The 12,413-nt window shown below is 71.8% G+C and carries 16 protein-coding genes; 9 read left to right on the top strand and 7 right to left on the bottom strand.

From position 1 onward, the window contains the following. Positions 1-39 precede the first annotated feature (39 nt). Both B0I31_RS17490 and B0I31_RS17485 read left to right on the top strand, forming a co-directional pair. On the top strand, positions 40-1,239 hold the full coding sequence (locus B0I31_RS17490) for a hypothetical protein (RefSeq protein ID WP_245949999.1): 1,200 nt from the start codon (positions 40-42) through the stop codon (positions 1,237-1,239). A 51-nt stretch (positions 1,240-1,290) separates the two neighbouring features. Beyond that, complete coding sequence (locus B0I31_RS17485) at positions 1,291-1,842, top strand: nitroreductase family protein (protein WP_106616582.1); 552 nt, start codon at positions 1,291-1,293, stop codon at positions 1,840-1,842. A 15-nt stretch (positions 1,843-1,857) separates the two neighbouring features. Here the strand turns inward: B0I31_RS17485 and B0I31_RS17480 are convergent, their stop codons facing one another. Then, the gene (locus tag B0I31_RS17480; protein WP_073897324.1) at positions 1,858-2,157 is read right to left on the bottom strand and encodes a hypothetical protein; all 300 of its coding nucleotides are present in this window, start codon (positions 2,155-2,157) and stop codon (positions 1,858-1,860) included. Between the two features lie 224 nt (positions 2,158-2,381). Between B0I31_RS17480 and leuA the strand changes: the two genes are divergently transcribed. Beyond that, a complete protein-coding gene (leuA, locus tag B0I31_RS17475) occupies positions 2,382-4,172 on the top strand; it encodes a 2-isopropylmalate synthase (RefSeq protein WP_106616423.1) in 1,791 nt (596 codons plus the stop codon). 124 nt (positions 4,173-4,296) lie between these two features. Here leuA and B0I31_RS17470 read toward each other — a convergent pair whose 3' ends face one another. Next, positions 4,297-5,442: an epoxide hydrolase family protein gene (locus tag B0I31_RS17470; RefSeq protein WP_106616422.1), complete on the bottom strand. Its 1,146-nt coding sequence runs from the start codon at positions 5,440-5,442 to the stop codon at positions 4,297-4,299. Between the two features lie 51 nt (positions 5,443-5,493). Here B0I31_RS17470 and B0I31_RS17465 point away from each other — a divergent pair, with 51 nt between their 5' ends. Beyond that, entirely contained in the window at positions 5,494-6,453 is a 960-nt protein-coding gene (locus B0I31_RS17465) for a helix-turn-helix transcriptional regulator (RefSeq protein WP_181320212.1), read from the top strand. Here B0I31_RS17465 and B0I31_RS17455 read toward each other — a convergent pair. Then, the gene (locus B0I31_RS17455; RefSeq protein ID WP_106616420.1) at positions 6,437-6,622 is read right to left on the bottom strand and encodes a DUF397 domain-containing protein; all 186 of its coding nucleotides are present in this window, start codon (positions 6,620-6,622) and stop codon (positions 6,437-6,439) included. The two genes, B0I31_RS17465 and B0I31_RS17455, sit on opposite strands and share 17 nt — an antisense overlap. Before the next feature lie 13 nt (positions 6,623-6,635). Next, positions 6,636-7,406 (bottom strand): helix-turn-helix domain-containing protein, encoded by a 771-nt coding sequence (locus B0I31_RS17450; RefSeq protein ID WP_181320211.1) that lies wholly within the window; start codon positions 7,404-7,406, stop codon positions 6,636-6,638. Here B0I31_RS17450 and B0I31_RS40675 point away from each other — a divergent pair. Both B0I31_RS40675 and B0I31_RS17445 read left to right on the top strand, forming a co-directional pair. Continuing rightward, the gene (locus B0I31_RS40675) at positions 7,398-7,799 is read left to right on the top strand and encodes a hypothetical protein (RefSeq protein ID WP_181320210.1); all 402 of its coding nucleotides are present in this window, start codon (positions 7,398-7,400) and stop codon (positions 7,797-7,799) included. The genes B0I31_RS17450 and B0I31_RS40675 overlap by 9 nt on opposite strands. A 73-nt stretch (positions 7,800-7,872) precedes the next feature. Next, a complete protein-coding gene (locus B0I31_RS17445) occupies positions 7,873-8,433 on the top strand; it encodes a DedA family protein (RefSeq protein WP_106616418.1) in 561 nt (186 codons plus the stop codon). On the opposite strand, the gene B0I31_RS17440 is transcribed toward B0I31_RS17445, so the two are convergent. Then, positions 8,397-9,008: a TetR/AcrR family transcriptional regulator gene (locus tag B0I31_RS17440; protein ID WP_219910737.1), complete on the bottom strand. Its 612-nt coding sequence runs from the start codon at positions 9,006-9,008 to the stop codon at positions 8,397-8,399. The genes B0I31_RS17445 and B0I31_RS17440 overlap by 37 nt on opposite strands. 77 nt (positions 9,009-9,085) lie before the next feature. On the opposite strand from B0I31_RS17440, the gene B0I31_RS17435 reads away from it, so the two are divergent. Both B0I31_RS17435 and B0I31_RS17430 read left to right on the top strand, forming a co-directional pair. Then, positions 9,086-9,649, top strand: a complete 564-nt coding sequence (locus B0I31_RS17435) for a TIGR03086 family metal-binding protein (RefSeq protein ID WP_106616416.1) — start codon at positions 9,086-9,088, stop codon at positions 9,647-9,649. Between the two features lie 113 nt (positions 9,650-9,762). Further along, a complete protein-coding gene (locus B0I31_RS17430; RefSeq protein WP_106616415.1) occupies positions 9,763-10,053 on the top strand; it encodes a hypothetical protein in 291 nt (96 codons plus the stop codon). On the opposite strand, the gene B0I31_RS17425 is transcribed toward B0I31_RS17430, so the two are convergent. Further along, positions 10,050-10,481 carry a winged helix-turn-helix transcriptional regulator gene (locus B0I31_RS17425; RefSeq protein ID WP_106616414.1) on the bottom strand — a complete coding sequence of 144 codons (432 nt, stop codon included), beginning with the start codon at positions 10,479-10,481 and terminating at the stop codon, positions 10,050-10,052. The two genes, B0I31_RS17430 and B0I31_RS17425, sit on opposite strands and share 4 nt — an antisense overlap. 81 nt (positions 10,482-10,562) lie before the next feature. Here B0I31_RS17425 and B0I31_RS17420 point away from each other — a divergent pair, with 81 nt between their 5' ends. Continuing rightward, the gene (locus tag B0I31_RS17420) at positions 10,563-11,264 is read left to right on the top strand and encodes an SDR family oxidoreductase (RefSeq protein ID WP_106616413.1); all 702 of its coding nucleotides are present in this window, start codon (positions 10,563-10,565) and stop codon (positions 11,262-11,264) included. Between the two features lie 43 nt (positions 11,265-11,307). On the opposite strand, the gene B0I31_RS17415 is transcribed toward B0I31_RS17420, so the two are convergent. Next, positions 11,308-12,399 (bottom strand): ABC transporter ATP-binding protein, encoded by a 1,092-nt coding sequence (locus B0I31_RS17415; protein ID WP_106616581.1) that lies wholly within the window; start codon positions 12,397-12,399, stop codon positions 11,308-11,310. Positions 12,400-12,413: the final 14 nt, after the last annotated feature.

The raw sequence follows: 12,413 nt of genomic DNA, 5'->3' as shown, positions 1-12,413 counted from the left end.
TGGACAGCGGTCGCCGTGACGCCCACTACTCTCGACCCCGTGTCGACCCTGGAGGCCGTTCGCGTGGACCCCGAGGACGCGCCCGACGCGCGTGTGCGGCTGGCGCGCGTGGCCAGACACCGGGTCACGGTCGTGCTCGCCCCCGCCGTGCTCTACCTGTCCGTCCGCGAGCTGGGCCTGCTGGTGTTGCAGCTGATGGCGGCGCGGTGGGACAAGGACGTCACGCGGGTGCTCACGTCGTGGGACGGGCAGTGGTTCCTGGGCATCGCCGAGGGCGGCTACGCGAACGTGCCGCGGTGGCTCGTGGACGCGTTCGGGCGGCGGACGGCGGAGACGCCGCTGGCGTTCTTCCCCGGCTACCCGACGCTGGTGCGGTGGGTGGACGGGCTGCCCGGCGTGCCCACGGTCGGCGCGGCGTTCGCGGTGAGCCTGGTCAGCGGCGTGGTCTGCGCCTACGGGCTGGCCAGGCTCGGGTCGCGGGTGTTCGGCGGGTCGCCGGTGGCCGGGCTGGTGCTGGTGGTGCTGTTCGCGGCGTCGCCGATGGCCGTGGTGCTGTCGATGACGTACTCGGAGGCGACGTTCTGCGCGTTCGCGGTGTGGTCGCTGGTCGGCGTGGTGGAGCGGCGCTGGGTGCTCGCCGGGGTGTGCTGCGCGGCGGCGGGGCTGGTGCGGCCGACTGCGGCGGCGCTGATCCTCGCGGTGTGCGCGGCGGCGGCCGTGGCGATCTGGCAGCGGCGGGACGGCTGGCGGCCGTGGGTCGGGGCGCTGGTCGCGCCGCTCGGGCTGCTCGGCTACCTCGGGTACGTCGCGGTGCGCACCGGGCGGTGGGACGGCTGGTTCGCCGTGCAGCAGATCGGCTGGGACTCGCGGTTCGACGGCGGTGCGGCCACCTGGAAGTTCGCGCTGCTCATCCTCGGTGAGCCGCGGTCGGTGCTGGAGCTGGCCACGGTGTGGCTGCTGGTGGTGGCGCTGGCCCTGGTGGTGCTGAGCTTCCGGCGCGGGCTGGAGTGGCCGCTGATCGTCTACGGCGTCGGCGTGCTCGCCATGGACCTCGGGTCGAACGGGCTGATGAACTCGAAGGCGCGGCTGCTGCTGCCCGCGTTCACGCTGCTGGTGCCGATCGCGCTGGCGCTGGTCCGGCGGCGGACCAGCACGGTGGTGGCGGTGCTGGTGGGCGTCGCGGTGTTCAGCGCGTGGTTCGGCGCGTACGCCATCACGGCGTGGCCGTATGCGATCTGACATCCGGTGCTCGACGGACGGGGGTGGCCGGTGGACGGCGACGACGTGATCATGCGGCGCTGGAGCCCGCGGGCGTTCGACGGCACCGCCGAGGTGCCGCCGGACACCGTGCGCGTGCTGCTCGAAGCGGCCCGGTGGGCGGCCTCGCACGGCAACACGCAACCCGCCCGGTTCCTCGTCGGCTACCGCGGCGATGACACGTTCGAACGAATCTTCGCGGCGTTGCGGCCGGGCAACCGGACGTGGGCGGGGCGGGCGTCCGTGCTGCTGGTGGGCGCGGTGGCCGGGTCCGACGACCGCGGGCCGCTGCCGAACACCGAGTTCGCGCTGGGGCTGGCGGTGCAGAACCTGGTGCTGCGGGCCGTGGAGCTGGGGCTGGTCACGCACCAGGTCGGCGGGTTCTCGCCGGCCGCGGTGCGCGAGGCGTTCGGGGTGCCGGACGACGTGCGGCCGGTCGTCGTCATCGCGGTCGGCCTGCTCGGCGACCCCGCCGAACTGCCCGACGACCTGCGAGAACGGGAGCGGCGGCCGAGGGTTCGCAAGCCGCTGAGCGAGACCGTTTTCGCAGGTCGTTGGGGCGAGCCGGCATTTCCGGACGAGTAGTGCCGCTCCGGGGGGCTAACGGGCGACGACGCGGGCCAGCAGACCCGCCACGACGAGCCAGAACACCGCCGCGAGGCCGTAGTTCAGGATCACGTCGAGGTTGACGTTGCCCGTCTGGAACAGCCCCGGGAAGAACAGCGCCAGCGGCTCGGCGAGCTGCTGGATGAAGCGGAAGAACGCGTTGGCCGTGTTCACCCCGATGAGCAGCATGAGGATGTACAGCACCTCGATGCCCGCGAACACGGCACCGACACCGCGGATCACTCGGGCAGCGGTGTAGTTGCCGCTGCGCGTTGAGGTTCGCCATCTGGACATGTCAAGAAGGTGCCCACCCCACGATCGAGTGAAACTCGACCGGGTGAAGTTCCACCATCTGGGCGCCCGGTTCCACGCCGGCGCGAAATCCGGTTAACCTGTCCGACATGGCACGTGCCCTCCTGCTTCGCCGCCGTGACGGGGTCTGATCAGACCGGCCCCCCGTCGCGGGAACGAGCGTTGCCGCCGGTCGTCATCCCACCGGCAGCAGGAGCACCCCGACCATGAGCACGAGCCCCGACGCCTACACCTCCGGCACGAGCCGCATCCGGCCGCCCGCCCGCCCCGCGCCCGACCAGCCCGCCTGGAACCCGCAGCGCGGCACGTCGATGCCGGTGCACCGCTACCGGCCGTTCCACGAACAGGTGGAAACCGTCGACGTACCGGACCGCACCTGGCCGGCCAAGCGGATCACCAAGGCGCCGCTGTGGTGCGCCGTCGACCTGCGTGACGGCAACCAGGCCCTGATCGACCCCATGTCGCCCGCCCGCAAGCGCAAGATGTTCGACCTGCTCGTGCGGATGGGCTACAAGGAGATCGAGGTCGGCTTCCCGGCCGCGTCGCAGACCGACTTCGACTTCGTCCGCGAGATCATCGAGGACGGCGCGATCCCGCCCGACGTCACCATCCAGGTGCTGACCCAGTGCCGCCCCGAGCTGATCACCCGCACGTTCGAGTCGCTGCGCGGCGCGGCCAAGGCGATCGTGCACTTCTACAACTCGACGTCCATCCTGCAGCGCCGGGTCGTGTTCAAGTCCGACCGCGAGGGCATCAAGAAGATCGCCACGGACGCCGCCGCGTTCGCGCTGGAGCAGGAGAAGCTATACCCGGAGACCGAGTTCCGCTACGAGTACTCGCCCGAGTCCTACACCGGCACCGAGCTGTCGTACGCGCTGGAGGTCTGCGACGCCGTGTCGGAGATCATCGCGCCGACGCCCGAGAAGCCGCTGATCATCAACCTGCCGGCGACGGTCGAGATGGCCACGCCGAACGTGTACGCCGACTCGATCGAGTGGATGTCGCGCAACCTGGCCCGGCGCGAGTCGATCATCCTGTCGCTGCACCCGCACAACGACCGGGGCACCGGCGTGGCCGCCGCCGAGCTGGGCTACCTGGCGGGCGCCGACCGGATCGAGGGCTGCCTGTTCGGCAACGGCGAGCGCACCGGCAACGTGTGCCTGGTGACGCTGGGCATGAACCTGTTCAGCCAGGGGATCGACCCGCAGATCGACTTCTCCGACATCGACGAGATCCGGCGCACGGTCGAGTACTGCAACCAGCTGCCCGTCCCCGAGCGGCACCCCTACGGCGGCGACCTGGTGTTCACCGCGTTCTCCGGCTCGCACCAGGACGCGATCAAGAAGGGCTTCGAGGCCCTGGAGGACGCCGCCAAGGCCGCCGGGCAGCACGTGGACGAGTTCCCGTGGGACGTCCCCTACCTGCCGATCGACCCGAAGGACGTCGGCCGCAACTACGAGGCCGTGATCCGGGTCAACTCGCAGTCCGGCAAGGGCGGCGTGGCCTACCTGATGAAGACCGAGCACCACCTGGACCTGCCGCGCCGGCTGCAGGTGGAGTTCTCCCGGGTCATCCAGGAGGTCACCGACACCCAGGGCGGCGAGATCGGCCCCAAGGACATGTGGGACGCGTTCTCCGACGAGTACCTCGACGCCACGGCGCCGTTGAGGCTGCTGCGGCAGAAGGTGTCCGGCGACGGCAGCGGCCACGAGACGATCAAGGCCGTGGTCGTGGTGGACGGCGAGACGCAGGAGATCACCGGCACCGGCAACGGCCCGATCGCCGCGTTCGTGGACGCGCTGGCCACCGTCGGCTACGACGTGCGGGTGCTGGACTACTTCGAGCACGCCATGTCGTCGGGTGACGACGCCCGTGCGGCGGCATACCTGGAGTGCGCCGTGTCCGACCGCGTGCTGTGGGGCGTGGGCATCGACAGCTCCACGGTGGCGGCGTCGCTGCGCGCCTTGGTGTCCGCGATCAACCGCGCCAACCGCTGAGCTCGACGGGGTCGCCTCGCCGTCGTGGTGACGGCGAGGCGACCGTGTTGAACTGCGCCGCCTCCGGCGTCGCGGGCGAGGTCGCCTGGAAGTCGACCGCTCGCCGCGACCTCGCGGGTTGTGCTCAGCGCAGGCCGGTGAAGAACTCGCGCACGTCGGTGACCAGCAGGTTCGGCTGTTCCATGGCGAGGAAGTGGCCGCCCCGGTCGAGTTCGGTCCACCGCACCACGTGGTGGTCGCGCTCGGCCCACGGGCGGATCGTCTTGTCGTGGGCCGAGACCAGCACGCCGGTCGGCACGGTGGTCCGCTCGGCGTCGGCCCACCCCTTCGCGCTGATCTCCTCGTAGTAGACCTGCGCCGCCGACGCGGCCGTGCCGGTCAGCCAGTACAGCGAGACGTCGGTGAGGACGCGGTCGCGGTCGACGCTGTCCTCGGGCAGGCCGTCCTCCGGGTCGGTGAGCTCCTTGAACTTCTCCACGATCCAGGCGAGCTGGCCCACCGGCGAGTCGTGCAGGCCGTAGGCGACGGTCTGCGGGCGCTTGGCGTTGCACTGCAGGTAGCCGTCGTTGAAGTCCTGCACGTCCGCCCACCGCTGCCGCTCGACCTCGCTGAGGTCGTCGAACTCGCCGTCCGCGCCGACCGGGAACGTGAGCAGGGCGTTGACGTGCAGCCCGACCACCCGGTCCGGTGCCTGCCTGGCCATCTCCGGGCCGACCCACGCACCGGTGTCGTAGCCCTGCACGCCGTACCGCTCGTAGCCGAGCGCGTGCATCAGCTCCACCAGCACGCCGGCCATCCGTGCCGCGTTCATGCCGGGACCGGCCAGCGGGGTGGAGAAGCCGAAGCCCGGCAGTGACGGTAGGACCAGGTGGAACGCTTCGGCCGGGTCGCCGCCGTGCGCGCGGGGGTCCGACAACGGGCCGATGACGTCCAGGAAGTCGACCACACCGCCCGGCCAGCCGTGCAGCAGCACGAGCGGCAGGGCGTCCGGCTCGGGTGAGCGCACGTGCAGGAAGTGCACGCGCTGGCCGTCCACCGTGGCCAGGTACTGCGGGTGCTCGTTGATCGCCGCCTCGTGCGCCCGCCAGTCGTAGGTGGTGCGCCAGTGCTCGGCGAGGTCCTTCAGGTAGGCCACCGGCACGCCCCGGCTCCAGCCGACGCCGGGCAGTTCGTCGGGCCAGCGGGTGTTGGCCAGCCGCGCGTTCAGGTCGTCGAGCCGGTCCTGCGGGATGTCGATGCGGAACGGGCGGATGTCGTGCGGTGCGGTCATGGGGCCGACGCTAAGGAACGGTTGGGACAGTTCCGGTCCTAAGGTGGGCCGGTGGACACCACCGCTCGGCTCCTCCGGCTGCTGTCGCTGTTGCAGGCCCCGCGCGACTGGTCGGGCGCCGAGCTGGCCGAGCGGTTGGACGTCACCACGCGCACCGTCCGCCGTGACGTCGAACGGCTGCGCGACCTGGGCTACCCGGTGCGCGCCAGCCGCGGCACGGCCGGTTACCGGCTCGACGCGGGTGCCGCACTGCCGCCGTTGCTGCTGGAGGACGACGAGGCGGTGGCCGTGGCCGTGGGGCTGCGGACGGCGGCGGGTGGTTCGGTCGCCGGGATCGAGGAGGCGTCGCTGCGGGCGTTGGCCAAGCTGGAGCAGGTGCTGCCCGCGCGGCTGCGGCACCGCGTCGGCACGCTGCACGCGGCGACCGCCCGGGTCGAGACCAGCGGGCCGCGCGTCGACCCGGACGTGCTCGTGGCCATCGCCGACGCCTGCCGGCGGCACGAGTCGCTGCGGTTCGACTACACCAGCCCGCGGGGCGGCGCGACGACCCGTTGCGCGCAACCGCACCGCCTGGTCAACTTCGTGCGGCACTGGTACCTGGTCGCCTGGGACACCGACCGCGACGACTGGCGCAGCTTCCGCGTCGACCGGCTGGTGCTGCGGACCCCGAACGGCCCCCGCTTCACGCCCCGCGAACCACCGGACGGCGACGCGGCGACATACCTGGCCCACCGCCTGTCGTCCCGCGCGTGGCCGGTGCGGGCGACCGTGACGCTGCACGAACCGGCCGCCACCGCGGCCGACCGCGTCTGGCCGGGCATGGGCGTGGTCGAACCGGTGGACTCCCGGACCTGCCTGCTGCACCTCGGCGCCGACACCGCCCGCGACCTGGCGTGGATGATCACGTCGGTCGACGTGGACTTCAGCCTGACCAACGGGCCACCCGCCCTGGTCGACGCCCTGCGTGCGCACGCCGAGCGGTGCGCGCGAGCGGTCAGGCGGTCTTGGTGAGGAACGCCGCCCACCGGCCGGCCGGGAAGGTCAACACCGGCCCTTCGGCGTTCTTCGAGTCCCGAACCCCGATCACGGCTTCGCCGACCGCCACCTCGACACAACTGCCGTTCTCGTAGCTCCCGGTCGCCTTTTTCCACCGCGCATCGGCAGGCAAGCGGAGTGTCATCACGACCTCCAGGTCAGGGCTGCGACCCCTCGATCAGCGAGGCGATCAAGGAATTCGTCTCGCGCGGCCCCAGGGCGGCTGCGCGCAGGCTCTCAGCCGACATGTTATAGGCCCGGACCTTGGTCGGATCATGAAGATATATCGCGTCTTCCTGAAGCTCGACGTACGCCACATCGCTGAAGTCCTTGAACTGCAACAGCGTGAACTGGCCCGCCAAGGCCGGATGCACTCCGGCGGAGGTGCGGATCACCCGGATGTCGATGTTGGGCAGCCGGTTGAGGGCCAGCAGATGGGCCAGTTGGCCCCGCATGACCTCGCGGTCGCCGACCGGGCGATGCAGCGCCGTCTCTTCGAGGACAGCCTGCAGCACCAAGGGGTTCTCGTGGTCGACCAGCCGCCTCGCCCGCTCCATGCGGAATCCCACCACCAGGTCCGCGTCGGCAGGTCGCACGCGGCGCGCGCCTGCCGCCACGGCCGTGGCGTACCCCTCGGTCTGCAACAGCCCGTGAACAGCAAGCGGTTCGTAGAAGAAGACCGATTGGGACATGCCCTCCAGGCCGGCGAAGAGTCGGAGCCAGTCGGGGATCACACCGGCCCAAGGTGCCCACCAGCTACCGGTGTCGTCCTCCTGCCCCAACGCGACGATCCGCGCGATGCGGTCGGGATCGGCGTCGTAGAAGGCGAGCAGCTTCGCGACCTCCCCGGGCGGCTGCCCGTAGCGGCCGGACTCCATGTTGCTGATCTTGCTCTCCGAAACACCCAGGTGCGCGGCGCTGTGCTCCAACGTCTTCCGCGCGGCCCGGTCGCGGGGGTCGGTGCGGGCATCGAGCGGGTCGAGGCCGGGTGCGCGCCGGTCCGGTTGCCCGACATTGTGGCCTGCGCGCCCGCGCTCGGCGACCAGTACCAGCGGCTGTTCGAGGCGTCGCAGCGGGCCCACCTGCCGGAACTGCGGTGTGCTTGGGGCGCCGAGGCGACCCGGGCGCTCGACCTGCTGCACGCCACGGCTACCGGCGTGCACACGGTCGCGGGAGGGGCGCGGCCGTTCACGTTGTTCCTGAAGCCGGAGGGGCCGGACGTCGTCCTCCACGCCCACCTCGCCGCCGCGTTCTTCACCGAAGACCTCAGCGAGACGTGTGTCGCGCGTAACACGATCGACGCGCTACCTGCGGATATGTGACGCCGAAGGTGACGGGATGCTGAAGACACCGACAGCTTGGTGATGATCCGGAACTCCGCGACGTTCCCCGGTCATGACCGCGTTCGTGGTGCTGTTCGTCGTCGCCGTCGTGCCGCTGGCGCCGACCGAGGCCGTGTTGATCGGGTACGGCGTGCTCGCCGCCTCCGGTGAGCTGTCGTTGACGGCGGTGATCGCCGTGGCGGCGGCCGGGTGCGCGCTGTCGGACCTGGTGAACTTCACCATCGGGCGGAGTGTGGGTATGCGGGCGCTGAGCCGGGTCGGTCAACGGCCCGGACCGCGGGCCGTGATCGCGTGGACGGCGGCGAAGTTGGCCACGCGCGGTGAGTCGATCCTGGTCGCGGTGCGGTTCGTGCCCGGTGGTGGGCTGGTCGGGGCGGTGCTGGCCGGGGCGCTGCGGTGGCCGATCCGGCGGTTCACGCCGATCGCGCTGGTCGGCGCCTTGCTGTGGAGCGCCTACACGGCCACGCTCGGCTACTTCGGCGGTCAGCTGTTCACCGACCCCGTGGTGGCGACGCTGATCTCGTTCGGGGTGGCCACGCTGATCAGCGTGCCGATCGGGATGGCCGTGAAAGCCGCTCAGCGCCGGGCCGTGGACGCCGCCGTGCCCGCCTGAGCCAACCGCGCCCGCACGGCGACGCGGGCGCGTGAGTAGGCCTGCGGGTCGTCGTGCAGGACGGACTGGGCGTTGGCCATCTCCAGGAACGCGATCAGCTCGAACGCCAGCTGGTCGGGGTCGGTGATCCCCGGGATGGCGGCGACGGTCTCGCGGACGTAGGAGTTCCACTCGCGCCCGTACCCGGCGATCGCGTCGCGCACCCGGCCCGGGCGGGCGTCGAACTCGGCCTGCACGGCGTAGAAGAAGCACCCGCCGGGGAACGTGCGGTTCTCCGAGTACGCCAGCCAGCCGTCCAGCAGCCGCTCCAGGCGGGCGAGGCCCGGCGGCTCGGTCAGCGCCGGTTCCACCACCTGCCGCACGAAGATCGCCGCCGCCGCGCGCACGGTCGAGAGCTGCAGCTCCTCCTTCGACCCGAAGTGCGCGAACACCCCGCTCTTGCTGACCTCCAGCTCGCCGGCCAGCCGCCCGATCGACAGGCCCTCCAGCCCTTCCACCGAGGCGATCTCCGCCGCGCGCCGCAGGATCTGCCGCCGCGTCTGCTCGCCGCGCTCCACCCGTCCGTCGACCTTCACGCCGTCCACGCTAGCCCCCTTGACCCGCCCCAAACTAATTGTACGATCGTTCGTACAACTAGAGGGGTGGACGACACATGGATCTCCTGGACCTGAACCGGTCGGCGCTCGACCTCAACCTGAAGCTCATGGCGGACCTGGAAGAGGCCCACCTGGACATGGCCACGCCGTGCGCCGGCTGGACCGTCTACGAACTGCTGCGCCACCAGGTGGAGTCGACGCTGTCGTTCGTCGCGGCCGTCCGCCACACGGCCGTCGACGAGCCGGCCAGCGACGACCTGGTCGCCGCCTACCGGGTGGCGACCGACGCGGTCACCGAGGCGTTCCGCGCCGAAGGCGTGCTGGAGGCCGAGGCCGAGTTCCCCGGTTACGGCCTGCGCCGCGGCCGCGAGCTGGTGGCCGGGCACTTCGTGGACAACCTGGTGCACGCCTGGGACCTGTGCCGGGCGATCGGGGTCGACAGCACCCTGGACGCCGAGCTCGCCACCGCCGCCTACCGGATGGCGCGGCACTTCCCGACCACGCCGGACGTCCGAGGTCCGGGAGGGGCGTTCGCGATGCCGGTCGACGTGCCGGTGGACGCGCCGATCACCGACCGCCTGGTGGGCCTGCTCGGACGTTCGCCGAACTGGCCCGCGTGACCCCCTGGGCGGGGGCACCACCACAGGGGGAGGCGCCCCCGCCCAGGCCCTACCGGGGTATGACAGCCCGTGGGCTGACGACGGGCGTCCCCGGCGCGCCTAACGTTCGTGCGGTGAAAGCACTTCTCGGCCTCCACCCGCGGCCCGGGGTCGGTCGCGCGCTCGTCGCCGCGGTGCCCGCGCTGCTCGCCCTCTACCTGGTCGCCCGCGGCTGGCTGTACCCGTTCTGGCCGGACACGGTCGGCGCGATCGGCCACCCGTTCACCGCCGACCCCGACCTCGGCGAGGCGTGGGGCGGACCCACGCTCGCCGGCGCCTGGCTCGTGCACGCCCTGATCGCGTTGGGCATCCAGGCCGGCTGCCTGCTGGTCCTGCGGGCGCTCTACAGACCCGGGAGACGCTAGGTCCGCTCCGCGCGCACCTGGTCCACCGGGACCACGACACCCTCGTCGTCCACGAAGCGCACCGTCACCGGACGCCCGTCCGCCGTGCGGAACGCGACCCGCGACGGCGCGCCCGGCAGGTGCTCGTCGCCCCACTCCTGCAACGCGCACAGCACCACACCGAGCTGCCTGCCCGACTCGGTGAGGCGGTAGCAGTCGCGCGGGCGCTGCCCCGGCTCCCGGTAGCTCTGCCGGGCCATCAGCCCGGTGTCGACCAGCTTCGACAGCCTGGCGGCGAGCACGTCGGACGCGATCCCGAGCCGGGCCCGGAACTCCGAGAAGCGGCTCGCGCCCACCAACGCCTCGCGCAGCACGAACAACGTCCAGCGCTCGCCGACGACCTCCACGGCCTTGACCGTGGAACAGCCGGGGTCGTCGGGTTCCGCCACCGCCCCAGTATGGCTCGGTTGTGCATCCCAATCCAGCCAGGCTAGGTTGGAAAAGCCAACCCAACCCACGGGGAGACAGCCATGAAGATCGCCAACTCGGTCGCCCTGGTCACCGGCGCCAACCGCGGCCTCGGCAGGCACTTCGCCCGGCAGCTGCTGGAACGGGGCGCCGCGAAGGTCTACGCGACCGCGCGCAACGCCGACGCGGTCGACCTGCCCGACGTCGAGGTCCTGCCGCTGGACATCACCGACCCGGCCGCCGTGGCCGCCGCTGCCGCCGCCGCGGGCGACGTGAACCTGCTGGTCAACAACGCGGGCATCATCACCGGGCAGAACCTGGTCACCGGCGACCCGGCCGCGATCAGGCAGGAGCTGGACACGAACTTCTACGGCACGCTGGAGATGGTGCGCGCCTTCGCGCCGGTCCTCGCCGCCAACGGCGGCGGCGCGATCCTGAACGTGCTGTCCTCGATGTCGTGGGTGTCCTACGAGTACGCCACCGCGTACAGCGCGGCCAAGGCGGCGCAGTGGAGCCTCACCAACGGCGTCCGGGTGGAGCTCGCGGGCCAGGGCACGCTGGTCACCGGCCTGCACCTGGGCCCGACCGACACCGACATGACGGCGAGCCTCGACGTGCCGAAGAACGACCCCGCCGACGTCGTGCGCGCCGCGTTGGACGGCATCGAGGCCGACCTCGTCGAGGTGCTGGCCGACCAGGGGGTCGTGGAGCTGAAGGCCGCGCTGTCCGCCGACCCGCGCACCCTCTACCCGGGGGTGGTCTGACCGACGTGTCCGGGGGCGCGGGCGGGCGCCCCCGGACACGGGCTCACGGGTTCAGCGCCTCCGTCACCGAGGCGGGTCCGACCAGGGGGATGTCCGGCGAGATGCCGTCCTCCTCCACCAGCACGGCCTCGACCTCGTGCGGCCGGAGCTTGCCCGCCCGGATGTCCTCCGCCCAGTGGCACGCCACCCGGTGCCCCGGCAGCACCTCGCGCAGCTCGGGCCGCTCGGTGTCGCAGCGGGTGGCCTGCTTCCACGGGCAGCGGGTGTGGAAGCGGCAGCCCTTGGGCGGGTTCGCCGGTGACGGCAGGTCGCCGGTGAGCAGGATCCGCTCGCGCCGGTCCTCCACCACCGGGTCCGGCACGGGGATCGCCGACAGCAACGCCCTGGTGTACGGGTGCAGCGGCTCGGCGTAGAGGTCGTCCGAGGTCGCCTCCTCCACCAGGCCGCCCAGGTACATCACGCCGACCCGGTCGGAGATGTGCCGCACCACGGCGAGGTCGTGCGCGATCACCAGGTAGGTGAGCCCGAACTCGTCCTGCAGCTCCTCCAGCAGGTTGACGACCTGCGCCTGCACCGACACGTCCAGCGCGGACACCGGCTCGTCGGCGATGATCAGGTCGGGCTCGACCGCCAGCGCCCGCGCGATGCCGATGCGCTGCCGCTGGCCGCCGGAGAACTCGTGCGGGTACTTGCGCAGCGACGTCGACGGCAGCCCGACCGCCGACAGCAGCTCGCGCAGCCGCTTGCCGGTCGCCTCACGGCCCTTGTCCAGGTCGTGCGCCCGCAGGCCCTCGACCAGGATCGACTCCACCGACTGCCGGGGGTCCAGCGACGACATGGGGTCCTGGAACACCATCTGCATCCGGCGGCGCATCCGGCGCAGTTCCTCGCCCTTCAACGTCGACAGGTCCGTGCCGTCGAACACGACCCGCCCGGCCGTCGGCTCGGTCAGCCGCAGCACCGCCCGCCCGAGGGTGGACTTGCCGCACCCCGACTCGCCGACCAGGCCGTACGTCTCGCCGCGCCGCACCGACAGGTCGACGCCGTCCACCGCGTACACGTGGCCGACCGTGCGGTCGAGGATCACGCCGCGCTTGATCGGGAAGTGGACCTTGATGCCCTCCACGGACACCAGGGTGTCACCCGGAT

The organism is Saccharothrix carnea (genome assembly GCF_003014735.1).
Classification (GTDB): domain Bacteria; phylum Actinomycetota; class Actinomycetes; order Mycobacteriales; family Pseudonocardiaceae; genus Actinosynnema; species Actinosynnema carneum.
The sequence above is the reverse complement of the archived record's forward strand: the minus strand, read 5'-3'. Positions and strand labels throughout refer to the sequence as shown.

Coding starts and splice junctions, on each gene's coding strand:
- B0I31_RS17480 (WP_073897324.1), bottom strand. CDS start 2,157: ATGTCCAGATGGCGAACCTCAACGCGCAGCGGCAACTACACCGCTGCC.
- B0I31_RS17435 (WP_106616416.1), top strand. CDS start 9,086: ATGGATCTCCTGGACCTGAACCGGTCGGCGCTCGACCTCAACCTGAAG.
- B0I31_RS17485 (WP_106616582.1), top strand. CDS start 1,291: ATGCGGCGCTGGAGCCCGCGGGCGTTCGACGGCACCGCCGAGGTGCCG.
- B0I31_RS17445 (WP_106616418.1), top strand. CDS start 7,873: ATGACCGCGTTCGTGGTGCTGTTCGTCGTCGCCGTCGTGCCGCTGGCG.
- leuA (WP_106616423.1), top strand. CDS start 2,382: ATGAGCACGAGCCCCGACGCCTACACCTCCGGCACGAGCCGCATCCGG.
- B0I31_RS17470 (WP_106616422.1), bottom strand. CDS start 5,442: ATGACCGCACCGCACGACATCCGCCCGTTCCGCATCGACATCCCGCAG.
- B0I31_RS17420 (WP_106616413.1), top strand. CDS start 10,563: ATGAAGATCGCCAACTCGGTCGCCCTGGTCACCGGCGCCAACCGCGGC.
- B0I31_RS17455 (WP_106616420.1), bottom strand. CDS start 6,622: ATGACACTCCGCTTGCCTGCCGATGCGCGGTGGAAAAAGGCGACCGGG.